General features: G+C 41.6%; 14 protein-coding genes. 8 read left to right on the forward strand and 6 right to left on the reverse strand.

All coding sequences use genetic code 11. The features are described 5' to 3' along the window. Positions 1 to 269, forward strand: a 269-nt coding sequence (locus JWP71_RS04385) for a hypothetical protein (protein ID WP_299497506.1), incomplete at its 5' end; no start/stop codon positions are given. A gap of 691 nt (positions 270 to 960) precedes the next feature. Here the strand turns inward: JWP71_RS04385 and dacB are convergent. After that, complete coding sequence (gene dacB, locus JWP71_RS04390; protein WP_299497507.1) at positions 961 to 2,388, reverse strand: D-alanyl-D-alanine carboxypeptidase/D-alanyl-D-alanine-endopeptidase; 1,428 nt, start codon at positions 2,386 to 2,388, stop codon at positions 961 to 963. Continuing rightward, complete coding sequence (locus JWP71_RS04395) at positions 2,363 to 3,811, reverse strand: amino acid permease (protein WP_299497508.1); 1,449 nt, start codon at positions 3,809 to 3,811, stop codon at positions 2,363 to 2,365. The genes dacB and JWP71_RS04395 overlap by 26 nt, the downstream gene beginning before the upstream one ends. Before the next feature lie 148 nt (positions 3,812 to 3,959). On the opposite strand from JWP71_RS04395, the gene JWP71_RS04400 reads away from it, so the two are divergent. Continuing rightward, a complete protein-coding gene (locus tag JWP71_RS04400) occupies positions 3,960 to 6,200 on the forward strand; it encodes a sodium-translocating pyrophosphatase (protein WP_299497509.1) in 2,241 nt (746 codons plus the stop codon). 178 nt (positions 6,201 to 6,378) lie between these two features. On the opposite strand, the gene JWP71_RS04405 is transcribed toward JWP71_RS04400, so the two are convergent. Then, positions 6,379 to 7,677, reverse strand: a complete 1,299-nt coding sequence (locus JWP71_RS04405; protein WP_299497510.1) for a hypothetical protein — start codon at positions 7,675 to 7,677, stop codon at positions 6,379 to 6,381. A gap of 245 nt (positions 7,678 to 7,922) precedes the next feature. Between JWP71_RS04405 and JWP71_RS04410 the strand changes: the two genes are divergently transcribed. Both JWP71_RS04410 and JWP71_RS04415 read left to right on the forward strand, forming a co-directional pair. Then, complete coding sequence (locus JWP71_RS04410) at positions 7,923 to 9,479, forward strand: amino acid permease (RefSeq protein WP_299497511.1); 1,557 nt, start codon at positions 7,923 to 7,925, stop codon at positions 9,477 to 9,479. Between the two features lie 99 nt (positions 9,480 to 9,578). Further along, the gene (locus JWP71_RS04415; protein ID WP_299497512.1) at positions 9,579 to 10,154 is read left to right on the forward strand and encodes a MarC family protein; all 576 of its coding nucleotides are present in this window, start codon (positions 9,579 to 9,581) and stop codon (positions 10,152 to 10,154) included. Positions 10,155 to 10,223: 69 nt separating this feature from the next. Here the strand turns inward: JWP71_RS04415 and JWP71_RS04420 are convergent, their stop codons facing one another. Genes JWP71_RS04420 through guaA form a run of 3 tightly spaced genes read right to left on the reverse strand, consistent with a single transcriptional unit; the run spans position 10,224 to position 14,123 of the window. Beyond that, positions 10,224 to 11,387 (reverse strand): RsmB/NOP family class I SAM-dependent RNA methyltransferase, encoded by a 1,164-nt coding sequence (locus JWP71_RS04420; protein ID WP_299497513.1) that lies wholly within the window; start codon positions 11,385 to 11,387, stop codon positions 10,224 to 10,226. Further along, positions 11,384 to 12,637 carry an ABC transporter substrate-binding protein gene (locus JWP71_RS04425; protein ID WP_299497514.1) on the reverse strand — a complete coding sequence of 418 codons (1,254 nt, stop codon included), beginning with the start codon at positions 12,635 to 12,637 and terminating at the stop codon, positions 11,384 to 11,386. The genes JWP71_RS04420 and JWP71_RS04425 overlap by 4 nt, the downstream gene beginning before the upstream one ends. Beyond that, on the reverse strand, positions 12,594 to 14,123 hold the full coding sequence (gene guaA, locus JWP71_RS04430) for a glutamine-hydrolyzing GMP synthase (protein ID WP_299497515.1): 1,530 nt from the start codon (positions 14,121 to 14,123) through the stop codon (positions 12,594 to 12,596). The genes JWP71_RS04425 and guaA overlap by 44 nt, the downstream gene beginning before the upstream one ends. A 103-nt stretch (positions 14,124 to 14,226) precedes the next feature. On the opposite strand from guaA, the gene JWP71_RS04435 reads away from it, so the two are divergent. From JWP71_RS04435 to JWP71_RS04450, 4 genes are all read left to right on the forward strand, one after another. After that, entirely contained in the window at positions 14,227 to 14,655 is a 429-nt protein-coding gene (locus JWP71_RS04435; RefSeq protein WP_299497516.1) for a nucleotidyltransferase substrate binding protein, read from the forward strand. 84 nt (positions 14,656 to 14,739) lie between these two features. Further along, a complete protein-coding gene (locus JWP71_RS04440; protein WP_299497517.1) occupies positions 14,740 to 15,282 on the forward strand; it encodes a hypothetical protein in 543 nt (180 codons plus the stop codon). A gap of 451 nt (positions 15,283 to 15,733) precedes the next feature. Continuing rightward, a complete protein-coding gene (gene leuS / locus JWP71_RS04445) occupies positions 15,734 to 18,535 on the forward strand; it encodes a leucine--tRNA ligase (RefSeq protein WP_299497518.1) in 2,802 nt (933 codons plus the stop codon). A 112-nt stretch (positions 18,536 to 18,647) separates the two neighbouring features. Beyond that, positions 18,648 to 21,188 (forward strand): TonB-dependent receptor, encoded by a 2,541-nt coding sequence (locus JWP71_RS04450; RefSeq protein ID WP_299497519.1) that lies wholly within the window; start codon positions 18,648 to 18,650, stop codon positions 21,186 to 21,188. The last annotated feature ends 8 nt before the right edge of the window (positions 21,189 to 21,196 follow it).

A 21,196-nucleotide genomic window follows, 5' to 3' on the forward strand; every position in this document is an offset into this window, starting at 1 on the left:
ACAGCCGCGCGTTGATCTGGTTCAACAAGAATAAGCCGGGCGAACAGTTTACCGTGGGTAACCTGTTCTCTTTTATCGGCGAGATCACACTTACTGAACCTCAGGCATTTCAAACCACCATGCAAAAGGATTGGAAAACAAAATATAAATTCGATTCGGATTTTGAGATGAACCGGCCCATTACCCGCCGCGAGTTTGCCATACTGGCCAACCAGTTTCTTAACCCCTTTGCAAGGGTTGTTGATCTGGATGGGAGAATGGTAAATTAGGATGGGTTTGCCGGTATAAATATCCACCCTGTCATCCTGAGCATAGCGAAGGATCTTATACGCACGATAAGAATATGAGCTACCTATCAATCATACAAGATCCTTCGCTACGCTCAGATGACAAACTTCGTTTAGTGTCCGTCCGCAAGGGGAGTGAGACAGAATAGATGGGTTTGTCGGTATAAATATCCGCCCTGTCATCCTGAGCATAGCTAAAGATCTTATACGCGCGATAAGAATACGGGCTACCTGTCCATCATACAAGATCCTTCGCTACGCTCAGGATGACAAACTTCGTTTAGTACCCGTCCGCAAGGGGAGTGAGACAGCATAGATGGGTTTGTCGGTATAAATATCCGCCCTGTCATCCTGAGCATAGCGAAGGATCTTATACGCGCGATAAGAATACGGGCTACCTGTCCATCATACAAGATCCTTCGCTACGCTCAGGATGACAAACTTCGTTTATTGTCCATCCGCAAGGGGAGTGCGACAGTATAGACGGGCGGGTTCAACTAATAATACCACCAACCTCACCACCGCGTCATCCTATACAAACATAGGATGACGCGCAGGGGTTTGAGTATTTGTTGTCCCGTCCCGTCCCGCTTTCATAGTGGCAAGATAACCGGGACAGGACAAGACAGCGACCAGCCCAATCTTTAATCTTCAATAACCCATCTTCAATAACCTACTTCAACTCATCCAGTACCTTAAACATTTTTTCCTTTATACCTCTGCCAGATCCGTTGTAGTTGTTAACGATGATGCTGAAGCATAGCTGACGGGCGTTATGGGTTTGGTAGCCGGTATAGGCCAGGGCGCTGTTGATGCTGCCGCTTTTCATGTGCATACCGTTATACAGGGGCAGGCTATCGTAAAAATATTTGAACCATGTTTCGGTTGTTGCCGATTGCAGGATGTGCGCCATAGTGAGGGTAGTTACCCGGTTACCCGGCGACAGACCGCTACCGTCGAACACGTTTAGCGTATGCGTATCAATACCTGCTTTGGCGGCCCAGAAATCTTGCAGCACTTTAACGCCATTATCGGTATTAACGGGCTTGCCTGCCTTATCGGCAACAGCCAGTAAAAGCTGCTCGGCATACAGGTTGATGCTGATATGGTTTTGCCAGTACAACATACTGGTTAAGTTAGGCGAGTTAATGGTAAGCAGGGTAGTGGCACCCGTAGGTATTGCCTGCCCCTTAGCTGTGAGCGTAGTAAACGATTCGGGTATACCGCTTACGGCAATCCCCAGACCCTTTAGTGTATCTACCAGGTGCCAGGCCATGTCATACGCGGGGTCGGGTATGGCGGTGCCTATGGCTTTTTTGGTTTGATCTACAGCGAAAGTGCCCCTTACATACATTATATTGCTGCCAACAGCGGGCAGGTAAGCATAGGCTTGGTCGCCGGTATGTGGGGCACCGTTTAGCAGCTCGCTTTTAAAGGAAAGGTAGGGCATAGACGGCGATGTGCCGGCAATGCCGACAAGGGTATTCACCTCGCCGGTGTGCAGCTTCAGGCTAAACTGGTTCTCGCCCCAGCAAAGTGCCGAGGTGCCTGCGCCATAATAGGTACCCAGATCCTGCCATATCCACCCATTGGGAATAGACTGGCTGGTGTAATAAGAGTTATCGCCAATAACACGACCGTTAACGCGCTTTATGCCTGCCTTTTGCAGGGCGCTAACCATTTGGCTAAGAATATAGGTTTGCTTAGTAGTTTCCCAGCGCCAGCTGCCCAGGGTAGGGTCGCCATACCCGCGGATGATGACATCGCCGGTAAGTGTGCCATCGGCATCAATAGTACCGCTATAATTAAAGGTGGTTTTAAACCGGTAATCATTACCCAACGTATTGAGCGCGGTAATACTGGTAATAACTTTCATGGTAGAACCCGGCGCCAAACCCATGTTGGGGTTAGCGGCAAATACCTGCTCGCCGGTTTTGGCATCAAGCACCGTTAAAGCTACCGAAGCGTACCGGCACTGGCTATCGGCCTGTAATTGGTTAAATGCTGCCTGTAACTTTTGCTGTAAAGTGCTTTGTGCACAAACATCTATCGAAATAAATAATAATAAACCGAAACTAAACGGGGCTCTCCACCTGCTCATCATCTTTAGAAAAATATTTAGTTATATAATATATAGGTATACCTATTAAAACAATAATTAAACCCGGCCAGGTAAATTGTGGCTTATAAATAATTAACAATACGCAAAAGGCTAAACCCATAATCATGTAAATGGCGGGTAACACCGGGTAACCAAATGCCTTGTAGGGCCGCTCGGCATTGGGGCGCTTTACACGTAGTATGTAGATGCCTAAAATGGTAAGCACATAAAATATTACTACTACAAATGATATCATATCCAGCAGGTCGCCGTATTTGCCGCTAAGGCATAGTATACTGGCTACCACACACTGTATCCATAAACCAAAGCCCGGTACCGCAAATTTATTTAAAGTTCCTGTGCGCTTAAAAAACAAGCCATCCTTAGCCATAGTATAATATACACGTGCCCCGGCCATTATCAATCCGTTATTACAGCCAAAGGTTGATATCATGATCATCAACGCTATAATAATAGTGCCAATATGCCCAAATATTACCTGCGATGCTGCAACCGCTACGCGGTCCTTATTGGCAGTGGCAATCTCGTGCAAAGGTAATACACCGGTATAAACAATGTTAATACTGACGTAAATGAGGGTTACTATCAGCGTACCTAAAAATAAGCTTAGTCCAATATTGCGCTGCGGGTTTTTCATTTCGCCGGCAATGAAGGTTACGTTATTCCAGGCATCGCTGCTAAAAATAGAACCTACCATTGACGCGGCAATAGCGCCCAAAGCGGCAGCCATAGTATAAGAGGCCGTACTGCCATCAATATTTAATTTATGGATATCCCAGGCGTTGGCCCAGTTGGCGTGCCATACATCGCCCTTAAGCATTATCAAACCAAATATTATCAAACCAAATAAACTGGCCAGCTTGGTTAACGTAAAAGTATTTTGAATGATCTTACCGCTCTTAACACCACGGGTATTGATGTAAGTAAGTAGTATAATTAATACGATAGACACACATTGCGCCGCGCTTATAGTAAAGTGCCACGAACCCAGCATGGTAGAAAATATAATATTATCCTCGCTAACGGCAGGTATTAAATAGGCTGTAAACTTTGAGAAAGCTACCCCAACCGCGGCTATGGTGCCGGTTTGTATTACTGCGAAAAAGCTCCATCCATATAAAAAAGCTATCAATTTATTATAAGCCTCTTTTAAATAAACGTACTGCCCGCCCGCTTTGGGGAACATGGCGCTCAACTCGCCATAGCTAACGGCAGCGGTTAAGGTCATGAAGCCGGTTATCAGCCAAACTGCTATCAGCCACCCGGATGAGCCTACATTACGTATAATATCTGCACTCACAATAAAAATCCCCGAGCCTATCATGGAGCCGGCAACTATCATAGTGCCATCTAACAGGCCCAGCGATGCTTTTAATTTGGGTTGACCTTCGTTTTTAATCATTTGATATCGTTTAGAGTTCTAAACTATTCAAAAAACTTTATAATTGACATGGTATTGTAAAGAAATTAATTTTACTAATTTGCAAATCCAATTATAAAACTGTGTTGAACAGTAAACAACAAACAAAATATAAACTTTAATAACACATATGGATTTTTTGAACACTTACTTAATTTATTTAATTCCCGTTTTTGGTTTAGTAGGGATTGTATTTATGATCATTAAGTCGGCCTGGGTTACTAAACAGGAAACCGGTGATGCTTCAATGAATGAGCTTGCCGGTTATATTGCTGACGGAGCAATGGCATTTTTACGCGCCGAGTGGAAAATGCTGGGTTACTTTGTTGCTATTGCAGGTATTTTACTGGCTTACTCTGGTACAACGGTACATACATCAAGCCCGGTTATAGCTATTTCATTTATAGTAGGTGCTTTTTTATCGGCATTTGCAGGTTACCTGGGCATGCGTATTGCTACCAAAGCAAACGTGCGGACTACACAGGCTGCACGTACCAGCTTAGCTAAAGCATTAAAAGTATCGTTTACAGGCGGTACTGTTATGGGTTTGGGCGTAGCTGGTTTAGCTATTATAGGTTTAGGTTCGTTATTTATTGTATTCTATACTATTTATGTTAAGAATATTGCCGGTAGTACTGTAAACGGTGTGGATATGGCTAAGGCACTGGATGTATTAGCCGGATTTTCATTAGGTGCCGAGTCTATCGCGTTATTTGCACGTGTGGGTGGTGGTATTTATACCAAAGCTGCCGACGTAGGCGCCGATTTAGTGGGTAAAGTAGAAGCAGGTATCCCCGAGGATGATGTGCGTAACCCTGCTACCATTGCTGATAATGTGGGCGATAATGTAGGTGACGTTGCAGGTATGGGTGCGGATCTGTTCGGATCGTATGTAGCAACTATGCTGGCTACCATGGTATTGGGTCGTGAAATTGTATCGCATGATAATTTTGGCGGTATAGCCCCTATATTATTACCAATGGTTATTGCAGGTTTAGGTTTGATATTCTCTATAGTTGGCGCGTCATTCGTTAGAATTAAAAGCGAAACCGACAGTGTGCAAAAAGCATTAAATATAGGTAACTGGACCTCGATAGTATTAACAGCTATTGCTTCAATATTTTTGGTTAAATGGATGCTGCCTGATGGTAACTTCTTTATGAGCCGCGATATGGATGGCGACGGGGTTATGAAAGAAGGTGCTTTAATATTTACCAAAGATGGCATAATAGGATCTATAATGGTGGGGTTGGTTGTTGGCACGCTAATGTCAATGATAACAGAATATTATACCGCTATGGGTAAACGCCCGGTATTAGGTATTATCAGGCAATCATCAACGGGCCATGCTACTAACATTATAGCAGGTTTGGCAGTAGGTATGGAATCTACCGTGTTACCAATTTTAGTATTGGCTTCGGGTATTTATGGCTCCTATCATTTTGCAGGTTTATATGGTGTGGCAATTGCCGCGGCAGGTATGATGGCTACAACAGCTATGCAATTAGCTATCGACGCATTTGGCCCAATTGCTGATAACGCCGGGGGTATTGCCGAAATGAGCCGCTTGCCCGAAGAAGTGCGTCATCGTACAGATAATTTAGATGCCGTAGGTAACACTACAGCAGCAACAGGCAAGGGTTTTGCCATCGCTTCGGCAGCATTAACCTCGCTGGCTTTATTTGCAGCCTTTGTGGGCGTTGCAGGTATTGAGCATATTGATATTTATAAAGCCGATGTATTGGCGGGTTTATTTGTAGGTGGTATGATACCTTTTATATTCTCGGCATTATGTATTTCGGCAGTGGGCCGTGCAGCTATGGCGATGGTAGAAGAAGTACGTCGCCAGTTTCGCGAGATACCGGGCATTATGGAATACAAAGCTAAGCCTGAATATGAAAAATGCGTAGCCATATCAACCAAAGCTTCTATCCGCGAAATGGTGGCTCCCGGCCTGATAGCGTTGATTACCCCTATAATAGTTGGCTTTATATTCGGTCCCGAAGTTTTAGGCGGATTATTAGCCGGTGTAACCGTATCGGGTGTGTTGATGGGTATCTTCCAGAGTAACGCAGGCGGCGCATGGGACAACGCTAAAAAATCATTCGAAAAAGGAGTGGATATAAACGGCGAAATGCATTACAAAAAATCAGAACCGCATAAAGCATCTGTAACAGGCGATACCGTAGGCGATCCGTTTAAAGATACATCTGGCCCGTCAATGAATATATTGATCAAGCTGATGTCGATCGTATCACTGGTTATCGCACCACATTTGCACAAAGAGCTTAACCATAGCCCTCGTTTACAAAAAGAAATTCAAAGACGGTCAATGATAATACATGTTACCAAGATAGATAAAAACGTATAATAAATAAGTGATTATAATGAAGAGGGATGCCGGTATGGTATCCCTCTTTTGTTGGAGATTAGGTTATGAAGACATCGCCACAAAATCAACCAGAAAAACTTACAGATAAACAAAAGAAGGAAATTCTTAAACGAGACAAAGTTTTTGTTAGTGATGAAAGGATTAATGTAAATGAACATTATTCAATGCGTTTTTTATAAAATTTCATAACTTGATAATCTGCATTTCTATAGACTATGAAATAATTACCTGGAAATAAATAGAGATCAGTTTGCCCGTCTTTTACTGTAAAACATTTTTGATCTGCTGGAACATCAAACTTTACTATTTTATCATAACTGGTTGTGCCATTATCTCGATAAGCTTGTACCAATTGAAATGGCGCAACGGCCTTGCACTTTACTAGTTTATAAGCAGTATTTAAAAGCATCAACCCAGGACGTAAGTTTTTCTCATTGTATGAGGGAAATATTACGTTATAATCATATGTTTTATTTTCAAAAAAATCAAAGTCTTTCTTATCCTGTAGTATATAAGGGGCGTCGACGTTTAATTTACCTGAAATAACATCGAATAATTTTTTGTTGTCAGGGGAATTAGTATATTGATTGAATGCGATTAAATTTATCGTGACGGGATCAATATTGGATATCTGTTGTAAAATGGATGCCATCGTATGATTTGGGATCCTTTCTTGAATATGACCATAACCTGCTAAAACCACTATTTTAGAATCGGGATCTTTTTTTAAAACGTTGTATATATTCTCTGCCTGTATTGAGTCCCGAGCATCCGGCGTGTGTTTATAAGAAAAAAAATCAGGTTCATACTTAATAATTTTAAAGCCCAGTTGCTTTGCATACATTATCAAATTAAACATTTGTGGCTCTGATGTGTAATAACCCACAGTATAAGCTTTATTCAGTGAATCTATATTGCCATTTAAAGCTTCCAATGCCAAATATTTATATCCATATTTTTTAAAATTTGGTAATAAAGAGGCAACAAATATTCTGGAAATTGGTATATGGTGAGCCTCATTAAACATAACAACCCTATTGTTTAACGCGTTATTTTTCAAAGTTGATTCAAAATCAACTAATTTAAATGCAGCCGTATCTTTCAAAATATACTTTGCCCAGTCCTCTTGATTAACAGAATCAGATTTGCTAAATTCAAAAGAAGCTCTTTTCACATCACCCACAAAAGAAAACAGAGTAGCAAGGTTTGAATAATAATTTTGAACATCAACACTTTTCAACCTTTCTGTAGATAAACTTAATAGATTTTCCAGCGGCTTTAAATAGTTGAGAGACCCATCTTTTTGTACGATACTGCTTAAGTTCGAAACAGGAAGAGTGTCTATTGACTTATTATGAGCCTGATCTATGAGGTACTTTGTGTAATCATTCTGCGAAAAAACGTGTAATGGGACGATTAAACAAAATATGATCCATAAACGATGCTTTAATTCCATGTATTAAAATAAGGGTCGTAAGAAGATTTGAAGACTTTTGATTGATATCATGACAAAAGTACTGCAATGTGTAAATATATATCTGAATTGACAATCCTTTTTAAAGATATTTCTTCAACTTGAAAGACACTATATAATTCTATAAATCCTTTGTTCAAAGCATTTTAACCATAATATCGTCTCATTATTTTTTTCGGAAAAATTAACTATGTTTGGGAATAAGATTAACTGATTTTAAAAAACATATGAAGCTATTTATTAAAAAACCTATTGCACAATTAATGGCCGCTTCGAAGGAAGGGGAAAAGACATTAAAGCGTACACTCGGTGTTGGCTCACTTATCGCATTGGGTATTGGCGCAATTATTGGCGCGGGTATTTTTGTGCGTACAGCAGCAGCAGCAGGCGAGCATGCCGGACCGGCAGTTACCATATCATTTGCAATCGCGGCAGCAGGTTGCGCCTTAGCCGGTTTATGCTACGCTGAGTTTGCCAGTATGATACCTATTGCAGGATCGGCCTACACTTATTCTTACGCTACAATGGGCGAGTTTATAGCCTGGATAATAGGCTGGGATTTGGTGTTAGAGTATGCCTTAGGTGCCGCTACGGTAGCCATTGGCTGGTCGCAATATTTTAACACTTTCCTCGAAACATTTTTTAATTGCCATATACCTTTCGCGCTATCACACTCTCCGTTCGAAGTATCAACAACCACAACGGGTATGTATGCCTCAGAACTAGGCACGCGTGGATTAGTTAATTTACCGGCTATATTCATACTACTTATGCTTACTTTATTACTGATAAAAGGTACAGCAGAATCGGCAGCGGTAAATAATGTTATCGTTATTGTTAAAGTAGCCATTGTATTAATGATAATTGGTTTAGGATGGAGCTTTATTAATCCGGTAAACCACATACCATACCTGATACCGGCAGATGCAGGCACAGTTAAAACTAATACAGGTATTGTTAATTATGGCGATACGTTTAACCATGGCTGGCTTGGTGTATTACGCGGGGCAAGTGTGGTGTTCTTCGCGTTTATTGGTTTTGATGCAGTTTCGACAGCGGCGCAGGAAGCTAAAAATCCGCAGAAAGATATGCCAAAAGGTATTTTAATTTCTTTAGTATTCTGTACCGTTTTATACATCTTATTCTCGCACGTATTAACAGGTTTAGCACCTTATAAAGAATTTTTGGTAAAAGGTAAAGAAGCGTCTGTTACTTACGCTATCCAAACATTTATGCCCGGATTTGGCTGGTTAGCCAAGTTAGTTACCATTGCTATTTTAGCCGGATTCTCATCTGTTATCCTGGTGATGTTGTTGGGCCAAACCCGTGTGTTTTATACCATGAGTGTTGACGGTTTAATCTGGCCTATTTTTTCAAAACTGCACTCAAAATTTCGCACACCATATAAGTCGCAATGGTTTTTCTTTATAATGGTGTCTATATTCGCAGGCTTTATTCCTGATAGCATTGTTGGTGACATGGTGAGTATTGGCACTCTATTCGCATTCGTGCTGGTATGTATAGGTATATTCATTTTACGCAGAACCGATCCGGGTATTAAACGTCCGTTCCAAACGCCACTTTACTATATTGTGTGCCCGCTTGGAGCAGCAATATGCTTATGTATGATGGCTAGCGAAGGCCTGGAAAACTGGCTGCGTTTATTTATATGGATGGCTTTGGGTATGGCTGTATACTTTACTTATAGTATTAAACACTCGCATGTAAGGCATGGTAAGCCCGAGGCTGCGAATACTCCGCCGAACCCTAAATTTGTAGAGTAATAACATTCTCTTATATGTGAACAAAAAGGGTTTTGAGTTTTCAGAACCCTTTTTGTTGATATTGTTTATAGCTTTATATCAATCAATTAAACCACTGCTATGCACCCTTTCATTTTTAAAGAGATACTATCAGTAACCATGATCCTCTTCGCGATCATTGATATACTGGGCGCCATACCTGTAATTATCCAATTGCGCCAGCGAGCCGGACATATCGAGTCTGAAAAAGCCAGTATTGTGGTATTGATATTAATGATCGTTTTTTTGTTAGTGGGCGATAAGCTGCTGGATATAATTGGCCTGGATGTAGCCTCTTTCGCTATTGCCGGTTCATTGGTAATATTTATTATAGCTATGGAAATGATATTGGGTATCCACCTGTTTAAGCCGGATGAGGATATGGCAAATACGGTATCCATTGTTCCGCTGGCCTTCCCGTTAATTGCTGGGGCAGGTACCATGACTACCCTTTTATCCCTAAAATCACAATACCAAACACAGGATATATTGGTAGGCATTGTTATCAATACCCTGTTTGTTTACCTGGTGCTTAAAAATGTGCAATGGCTGGAGAAACTGTTTGGCAAAACGGGTATCAATATACTGCGCAAAGCGTTTGGGATAATTTTATTGGCTATTGCGATTAAATTGTTTAGGAGTAATACGCATTTGTAAAGAGAAGCAAGAGTCAAGATACAAGAATCAAGATGTTTTTATAGTGGTCTTGGTTCTTGACTCTTGATTCTAAGCTTGGCTCAACCTCGCAACAAACATACTATCCGCCTTCCCTTCATATCCCTTCAAAACCTTCACCTCTTCCAATTTCAACCCACACTCTTTTACCAAATAATCAACCACTTCCTCATTCTCCGCTTTAAAGGCCGAACAGGTGATGTATATCAACGGTTTGCCGGGCTTTAAAAACTTAACCACATTAGCGGCTATGTTTTTTTGCAGGCGCTGAAAGAACTCTATCTTTTGCGGTTCAAACTGCGATATCATTTCGGGCGTGCGGCCCCAGGTGCCCGAGCCGCTGCAGGGGGCATCTAAGATGATGCCATCAAACTCATAATCGTGCAGGGTTTGGTCCACATTTTGGGTGAGGTCGAGCTGCTTTTTTTGGTATTTAAGCAAGCCTGCAGAACGGAAACGTTCATCCAGGTTAGCCAGTATAGATTCGCGGATATCAGACACCACCAGCTTTATGTTAGGCTCCAATTCATACAGTAATAACGATTTACCGCCCGATGCCGCGCAGGCATCCCACCAGGCATCCCATTTATTGGGTTTAAAATAATCGGCGGTTTGTTGCGACGAATAATCCTGCACCTCGAACCAGTGTTGATTGACAAAAATGGTCTCTAAGCGTGTCCCGTTAGGTAAAGCTAAACAACCGTTACCTTCATCTTTAAAAACAATGCCTGCCTTAATTAATTCGGTTTTAACTAAATGGTCATAGCCGTTATGTACATGGATAAACAAGTCGGGCTGTACAAAGAATGATTTTAGGAAAGCGGTTTTATCAATATCAGGCGATAGCTGATTAGACCATGGAAAAACATCCTCCAGCTTAAAATCAGGATGGTTTTTAAGTATCAGCTCTATTTTTTCCTCAATGGTAAACCCAATACAGGCGGCCCAGTCGGGTTTAAAATGTTGCAGGAAAGAATTGGTTTGGGTGTTGCATAAAAACTCGGCAACCATTAACCGGTCCTCAGTAGGGGTATTCCATAACGCTTTGCCCAAACGAAAGTAGTTGTACATCAATCTGTTGGCAAGGCGCCGGTCGCTGGATCCCATTTGCTTATTTTGACGATAAAAGCCGGGCAAAAATTTGCTTAAAGGCGTTTCGGCCGGGTACTCACCCAAAATACGCTGAAATGTTTTAAGCTGGTTTATTGCCTTCATTCTACTTTCCTCAGCTCAAAATAACTATAATCCATCATATTTACATGTGTATTTATATAACCCTGCCCCGTTTTTTTTATAAAGTGAAAATCGTTATGTAAACCGATAAAATCTTTTTGGTCCAAATTTTTTATTTCGCCGTGGTTGTCAGCTAATAATTTACCAAAATACAGGCCCTCATCAAAACCTTTTATGGCATATTCACTTGCTTCGGTATGATAAATTTTACGATAGCCGTGTAAAAAATTAAGCGTAGTTGCAGCTTTATAATCAACCTGATCTGCCGAGGTTATATGTGTTTTTAACCGCTGTAAAATATCGGCATGCAAAAAATTAAACTTCGCCCAACTGGGGTGACCGAATAACATAACCGGGTATTTTTTTGCCAATGAATCCAGCGACTGCATGGTAACCATTAAAAATGCCTGGTTAGTTGACGGCATCAAAAATATGTTAGGACTGTCTGCCGAAAATTGTGACGACAAAGCAGCCAAATTGCCCCTTACAACTGTTAACTGCACTACTTGTATGTGCCCTTTACTCAAACTATCTATGGTGTTTTTAAAAGGTGTAATGTATTCATTATCCTCTGAATATCCCGACCGGAGTATGAATACCTTTTGAGGCTTTATACGGCTATTTATGTATTTGGCGGTTGCTTGGGCATGATAGGCTAACGGCGGAACAACCGTAACCAAATTTTGATTATTAAAAGTTGACGGTGAAGCAGGTGACAGCGGCGAAACAACAGGCTTACGTGCGCTAGCCAATACGCTGATAAATGCTTTCAGATCGTCCGGGAAAATCGGGCCAACTATAAGGTCGCTTGTGCGTATTTCGGGGTTGTAGGCCAAGGCATGCGCCTGTGCTGCCGAGCCCTTTGTATCATGCACCAACAGTTTGTAGTTATAGCCCAACGCGGTTAACGAATCGAGCGCGAGCTTAAATCCCTGGTAATAATCTAACGCGATGTTAGCTTGTTTTAAACTAACATCGGTATAGCTTGCACCAGCATTCAAATGATCTAAACCAAATGGCAGCAAAAGCGAAATAACCACCTGTTTTGGGGGCAAGGGCTTTACTGGTTTTGATTCTGTTTTAACAACAGGTTTTTCAGTTTCAGTTGGTTTTACAGGAGGGGCCACCCGCTGCAGTTTTGGCGAACATGCAGCTATTAATAGCGTTATCCATAAAAACAGTAACCACTTATTCCCACTCAATAGTGGCAGGTGGTTTCGAACTGATATCATATACTACCCGGTTAATTCCTTTTACGTTGTTTATTATTTCGTTTGATATTTTGGCCAGCAGGTCATAAGGTAAATGGCACCAATCTGCCGTCATCCCGTCTACTGATTCAACCGCGCGCAGGCAAACAACGTTCTCATAAGTACGCTCATCGCCCATAACACCTACCGATTGTACCGGCAAAAATATGGTACCGGCCTGCCAAACTTTATCATAAACACCTGCACTGCGCAAATTGTTGATATAAATCGCATCGGCTTCTTGTAATATAGCAACTTTTTCTGGCGTAACCTCACCTAATATCCTGATAGCCAGCCCCGGACCCGGAAAAGGATGACGACCTAAAATATTATCATCAATACCCAAAGCTTTACCAACACGGCGTACTTCGTCTTTAAATAAGGTATTTAAGGGTTCTACAACTTTCAGCTTCATAAAATCAGGCAAACCGCCAACGTTATGGTGCGATTTTATGGTAGCCGATGGTCCTTTTACCGATACCGATTCAATAACATCCGGGTAAATAGTGCCTTGTCCGAGCCAGCTAACTCCCTGCACTTCGTGCGCGGCATCATCAAATACTTCTATAAAAACACGGCCAATAGCTTTACGCTTTTTCTCCGGATCAGACAACCCGGTCAACGCGTCGTAAAAACGCTGTTTGGCATCAATACCTTTTATGTTAAGGCCCATGTGCTGGTATGAATCCAATACAGATTGGTACTCATCCTTGCGTAGCAAGCCATTATCTACAAATATGCAATGCAGGTTTTTGCCTATGGCATGGTGCAACAATACTGCCGCTACCGATGAATCAACACCACCTGATAAGCCTAATACTACTTTATCATCGCCCAGTTTTTCTTTAAGTGCAGCGATAGTTGTTTCTACAAACGAATCGGCTGTCCAGTCCTGTTTACATCCACATATATCCACCAAAAAGTTTTGCAGCAATTGCTTGCCATCCAAACTATGGGTAACCTCGGGATGAAACTGTATGCCGTAAGTTTGGGTGCCGGTTACCTGGTAGGCGGCAACTTTTACAGTATCTGTACTGGCAATAATTTCGTAATTACTGGCTAAAGTGGCAATAGTATCGCCATGCGACATCCACACCTGCGAGCCCGAAGGTATTTGCTTAAACAGCGGGTTTTCTTTGTTGATATATTGCAGGTTGGCTCGGCCATACTCGCGCGTGCTGGATGGCAAAACCTCGCCGCCGTTAAAATGCGCTAAGTATTGCGCGCCATAACAAACGCCCAGCATAGGCAGCTTGCCATGAAATTTCATAAAATCAAAATGTAACGCATCTTCCTGCCGCACCGAATAGGGGCTGCCGGATAGGATGATTCCTTTTACAGTGCTGTCAATTTCTGGGATGTGATTAAATGGGTGGATCTCGCAGTAAATATTGAGTTCCCTAACCCGGCGCGCTATAAGCTGTGTGAATTGCGAGCCGAAGTCAAGAATGAGGATTTTTTCTTGCATGGGCAAAGATAGTTTTTTGCTGGGAGATTTGAGAAGTGAGATTTGAGAAAATTGATCGGATGACTTGAATTATAATTATCTTTGTTTAGTATAGTTAACTGATATGGCTTCAACAGAAGATATTCGCTGGCACCTAAGATTTGCAAACTATCGCAAAGCTTTAGGGCAATTGGAGAAGTTTATTTTGAAAGGCGAATTATCCGAATTGGAAGAACAAGGTCTGATCAAGGCATTTGAATATACTTTTGAATTGGCATGGAATACCATGAAAGACTATTTAGACTACCAGGGTATTTTAGATGTAGCCGGTTCAAGAGATACCATAAGAGAAGCTTTTAGAATAAATTTAATTAGTAACGGCGAGGAGTGGATGGATATGTTGGTGATAAGAAATTTAACTTCGCACGCTTATAATGAAGAAACGGCTGACGAAATTGCAAGTGCGGTTGTTAATATTCATTTCAATTTGTTTAAAATACTCGAAATTAAACTTGAAACCTTAAGTTCCGAAAGTCAGGATAAAATTTTATAATGATGCAATATGGTAAATTTTTAGGCATCGTCAGCTATCAATACAGGGGTGGGAAAACTTTATGCAAATAAGATTATGAGTAAAATGCCTAAAAAAATACTCCTAATAATATTCCTTACCTGTTTTTGCGCCCTGGCCAAAGCCCAAACTGCCGATGCCGTTTACGACCAATATCTTGATTATAATCTAGACAGGCTGCATGGCGACATGGCCGTAGCATTAAAACTTGGCGAAAGTATATTGCCAAACGCCGGTAAATTACCAGCCAAAGCGCAGATAAGCTTTTATAATAGTATGGCAAAACTATATGAGGATAGCCAGCCCGATAGGGCCATTATTTATTACGAAATGGTAACCGCTGCCGAGCCCAACTATTACGTAGCACACCGTGCATTGGGCTATTTATATGTGGCAAAAGCCGATAAAGCAACCGGCGATTTGTATAAAGCTGTAGTATTAAAGGCCTTGCCCAATTTAGAAAAAGCTCAGGCCTGCGACCCCAGTGCCGAAACATTGGCCCTCATCAAATCTATGTATACTAATCTGCATGATGATGCCGGGTTAAAATCCCTAACCAGCAGGTTGGCTGCTCTTAGCAAAAATTGCCTGGATATATTAAGTGAATAAATAGGCCTATGCCCCTCGCCTTGCCTAACAAGGCTCTGATCTTTTAAGATGAGTAAATGAGTGTGCCAGGCTGTCCCACGTGTATTCACCTGTCCCTGGGACAGTCGGGCCAGCAAACAGAATATTTTCACAATGCAAAGTATAATAAATATTGGCGGGTGAGGAGACTCCGATGGAGTCCATCCTCGCTTTTTTTATTCTTCTATAAACAGGCAGCTCCTATGGAGCTAAAAATATAATTGATTAAAAGGCTCTGTAGGAGCCACGTGTTTATAGAATCAGGTATAAACCTTGTCAGGCTCCATCGGCGCCTCCTTGATGGATTAAGATTGACGTTAATACTAACACGTTCGAAAAGTTTTAAATGCATATGTCCTCAACACTTGTATAATTAACTATCAAACTAATAGGGATTTTCTTAATTTCGCGCATCAATACCGTATTATAACCAATGGACTATCAATTTAAAGATATAGAGCAAAAGTGGCAGCAGTTTTGGGCCGATAACCAAACTTTTAAAGCTGAGGATAAAACCACCAAACCTAAGTACTATGTGCTGGATATGTTTCCGTACCCATCAGGCGCGGGTTTACATGTGGGCCACCCGCTGGGCTATATAGCCTCTGATATTTTTGCACGTTATAAACGTTTAAAAGGTTTTAACGTATTGCATCCCATGGGTTATGATTCGTTTGGTTTACCTGCCGAGCAATACGCTATACAAACTGGTCAGCACCCTGCTGTTACTACCGAGGATAATATTGCAACCTATCGCCGCCAGTTAGATCAGATAGGTTTTTCGTTTGACTGGAGCCGCGAGGTTCGCACAAGCTCGCCCGATTATTATAAATGGACGCAGTGGATATTTATGCAGCTGTTTAACAGCTGGTATAATAGGGCTGCTGATAAGGCAGAATCAATTACCAAACTCGTTGAGCATTTCGAAAAAAATGGCTCAGCAGGCGTAAATGCTGTTTGTGATGAGGATATTTTAAGTTTTACTGCGGATGAGTGGAAGGCGATGAGCCCTAATACTCAACAGGAAGAATTATTAAAATACCGCTTAACCTACCTGCGCGAAAGTACCGTAAACTGGTGCCCGGCTTTAGGAACCGTTTTAGCGAATGATGAAGTTAAAGATGGCTTTAGCGAGCGCGGCGGTTACCCCGTTGAGCAAAAGAAAATGATGCAGTGGAGCATGCGTATAACAGCTTATGCCGAGCGCCTGCTACAAGGATTAGATACTATAGACTGGCCCGAACCGCTAAAAGAAATGCAGCGTAACTGGATAGGTAAGAGTATTGGCGCGAGTGTTAGGTTCCCTATCGAAAAACCAGCTCATAACTTAGAACTGAATGCTCATTATATAGAAGTTTTTACTACCCGTGTTGATACCATATTCGGAACTACTTTCCTGGTAATAGCGCCCGAGCATGAGTTAGTGACTGAATTAACCACACCCGGGCAAAAAGCGGATATTGAGGCCTACATCGCTCAAACCAAAAAGAAATCGGAGCTGGACAGGATGGCTGATGCTAAAACGGTATCCGGTACGTTTACAGGGAGCTATGTGCTAAATCCGCTAAATAATGAGTTGGTGCCCATATATATTGCCGATTATGTTTTGGCAGGATATGGAACCGGCGCTGTAATGGGTGTGCCATCAGGCGATCAGCGCGACTATTTATTTGCCAAACATTCTAACTTAAACATAATACCCATACTGGATACCCAGAATATTACTACTGAAGCCGACCCGACCAAGGAAGGAAAATACATTAACTCTGATTTTATTAATGGCTTAACCTACAAGGAAGCTACCGCCGCCGTAATTGCCAAACTGGAAGAAATTGAAGCCGGCAAGGCAAAAGTAAACTTCAGGATGCGCGATGCTATTTTTGGCCGCCAGCGTTATTGGGGCGAGCCGGTGCCGGTTTATTTTAAAGAAGGATTACCGCACCTGATCAGCGAAAGCGACCTGCCATTACTGTTACCCGAAGTAGATAAATATCTGCCAACCGAAAGCGGCGAACCGCCATTGGCAAGGGCAGAGGGATGGAAACATCCGGACGGCGAATATGAACTTTCGACCATGCCGGGCTGGGCAGGCAGTAGTTTTTACTGGTACCGCTACATGGATGCGCATAACGACAAGGAATTTGCATCAAAAGAAGCGATTGCTTATTGGAAAGATGTAGACCTGTACATCGGCGGCAGCGAACACGCTACCGGGCACTTACTATACAGTCGTTTCTGGAACAAGTTTTTGAAAGATATTGATTTAGTGATTGAGGAAGAGCCTTTCAAGAAGTTGATCAATCAGGGGATGATACAGGGGCGCTCGAATTTTGTTTACCGTTTAATTGATGAAGAAGGCCGGGGCACCAATACTTTTGTTTCGCATGGTTTAATTGGTCAATACAAAACATCGCCATTGCATGTGGATGTGAATATGGTGGAGAATGAGGTTCTTAATATAAATAAATTCAAAGCCTGGCGTGAGGAATACAAGAATGCCGAGTTTATATTAGAGAACGGCAAATACATCTGTGGAGTTGAAATTGAAAAGATGTCAAAATCCAAATTCAATGTGGTTAACCCGGATGATTTGATAGCGCGTTACGGTGCCGATACTTTACGCATGTATGAAATGTTCTTAGGTCCGCTGGAGCAAAGCAAGCCGTGGAACACTAACGGTATTGAAGGTGTATTTAAGTTCTTGCGTAAATTCTGGCGATTGTTCCATAATGACGCGTGGGTATTTACGCTATCAGATGCCGAGCCTACCAAAGCCGAATTAAAATCATTGCATAAAATCATCCGTAAGGTGGAGGAAGATATTGAGCGTTTTTCGTTCAATACCTCTGTTTCCAGCTTCATGATCGCCATAAATGAATTAACTGATTTGAAATGTAATAACCGCCGGGTTTTGCAGGATTTAGTCATTACACTATCAGCCTATGCCCCGCATATTTGCGAGGAGCTTTGGGTAATGCTGGGCAATGAGGCGGGTACTTTATCGTATGCGGCCTATCCAAAATTTAACCCTGCTTATTTGGTGGAGGATGAATTTGCATATCCTATTTCTATCAATGGTAAAACCAAAATGAACCTGAATATTTCACTAAGCCTGGAGCCAAAGGAGATTGAAGAGTTTGTTTTAGCCAATGCCGATGTGAAAAAATATTTGGATGGTAAGCAGCCTAAAAAAGTAATTGTAGTAAAAGGACGAATTGTAAATATGGTTGTTTAACAGGTACTTAGTGTTACATTTACATCATGCTGATCAATTATCGAAATAAAATAACTGTCTCGTTGTAACATTTGAAGTTGTTTCGCCTCCAATTACAAAAAAAAAATATAAAATGAAGCGTATAATTTTACTCATTACAATAATTTTATCTGTTACTATAGCCAGGGCACAATTTGGTGTCGGCGGCGGTAGCTCATTAATAATAGGCCGTATATCCGGTACTGTTATTGATTCTGTTACTAACAAACCGTTAGATTATGGTACGGTAAGTTTATTCAGAAGCACCGGGAAATCACCTATTACCGGTGTTTTAACTGATGATAAGGGAAGCTTTAAATTAGATAATATCCATCCTGGTATTTATAGAATAGAGATAACTTTTATTGGTTATCCAACCAAGATTATTAATAAGGTAGAAACAACCCCTTCAAAGCCTGATAAAAATTTAGGTACTGTTGTTGTTTCCCCAAGTTCAAAATCGCTAAAGGAGGTTACCATAACCGGTACTGCCCCTTTGATTGAAAATCGCATAGATAAAATTGTTTACAATGCCGAAAAGGATCTTACCGCCGCAGGCGGTAATGCTACCGATGTATTGCAAAAAGTCCCGTTGGTTGCTGTTGACATAAATGGCAATGTATCCCTGCGTGGCGACGGTAACGTGCGTGTATTAATAAATGGTAAACCATCGGGCGCAACATCTGCAAGCTTATCAGATGTATTAAAAACCATCCCTGCCGATCAGATAAAAAGTATAGAAGTTATAACCTCACCATCAGCAAAATATGATGCGGAAGGCACAGCGGGTATCATTAACATTATCACCAAACAAAAAAACATGTCGGGCTTTAGTGGTTCGGTTAGCGGTGGTATTGGTACGCGCCAAAACAATGGTAACATCAATTTAAATTACAGTAAAAATCGCTTCAGCTTAGCTGTTAACGCAGGTGGTAACCTTACCTGGCCGCAGGTATCTAATTCTACGTTTACACAAACTTTTTTAAATGGTAATACACCTACGCTTACCAACAGCAGGGTAGGTTCAACCAAGATAAAGCGTCATGGCGCTATTGGTTCAATCACGGCAAACTATGATTTTAATAGCTTTAACAGCCTTACCTCGACCGTAAGGCTTAACCAGGGTGGCTTTAACAGTACCGGTGGGGTTGTAGTTGGCAGTACCGATTTTCTTACTCCTGCAAATAGCAGGATGACAACCGGAAGTTCAGTATCGCATAACACTTTTGGCGGATTTGACTGGAGCCTGGATTATACGCATAAATTCAAAAAAGAGGGTCATGAGTTAAGTTTCTCAAGCCAGTGGAGCCATAGTGTTATAACTACTGATTTTATGAACACCTATGCGCAGCAATCTGCTCTTAACCCTAACCAGCGCGGAGATAATAACGGTACAAATAATGAATATACCTTACAGGCAGATTACATATTGCCAATAAATAAAATATTTAAGTTAGAAGCAGGTGGTAAAGGCATTTTTAGAAATATAAGCAGCAATGCTGATGTATTTAAAACGGCAACCTTTGGCGCAGCCGATTCGACCAGCTTTATACTTGATCCTACAAATTCTTACCTATATAAATACAATCAATATGTAACCGCCGGTTATGCGGTTATGACCATTACATTGCCTAAGAAATATACGTTATTAGCAGGTGTAAGAGATGAAAATACACGCATCAACGGCGAGCCAAGCGTGGTAACAACCAATTTTGCGCCTTTTTCAAACAGTTATAATACGTTTGTGCCAAGCTTTACTGTGCAGAAAGCATTAAGTACCACAAAAACCGTGAAGTTAACTTATAGCAAGCGGATAACCAGGCCAAGCTTAACGTTCCTTAACCCGTTTTTGAATGCAAGTAACCCTAACAGTGAATCGCAGGGTAACCCTAAATTATCGCCGGAGGTTTCGCAAACTGTGGAGCTGAATTATAATACGTTTATTAAATCTTCTGTTATTAATTTCTCGGTATATTATAAACATACGGGTGGTTTAATAGAAAGCATTGCTTTGCCAATAAACAATAATCAGGGAACATTAACTACCTATGCTAACGTAGGTGTTAATAATTCATTTGGGTCGAGTTTCTTTGGGTCAATTAATCCTATATCAATATTAACTATCAGGGGTAGTATTAACGGCTATACTTATAATCCTACTGCCGAAGGTGGTTATGCAACACAGCAAACCCGTACAGGCGCAACATTTGCCTACAATGCTTTCCTGAGTGGGTCTGTTAACTTGCCAAGTGGTTTTATTGCCGAGGTATTCGCGGTTGAAAATTCAAAACGTTATACTATACAGGGAAGTAACCCATCATTCAGCATATTTGGCGCGGGTGTAAGGAAACAATTCATGCAAAAGAAAATGTCTGTCGGTATCAACACACTGGAGCCGTTTAGCAAATACAAATATTTCAATTCAGATCTGAAGAGCCCTACGTTTGTTCAGAACAGCACGTTCGCGTTCCCTTTCCGTTCGGTTGGTTTAACGTTTAGCTATAACTTTGGTAAAATTACCTTTAGCAACCCAATGGAGAAAAAGAAAGGTATTAACAATGATGACCTTAAACAAGGCGATCAAGGTGGCGTAGGCGGTGGTTCAGGAGGTGGCGGCGGCAGCGGCGGCAGATAATATTGCTC

It is taken from the genome of Mucilaginibacter sp., from assembly GCF_028287845.1.
Lineage (GTDB): Bacteria > Bacteroidota > Bacteroidia > Sphingobacteriales > Sphingobacteriaceae > Mucilaginibacter.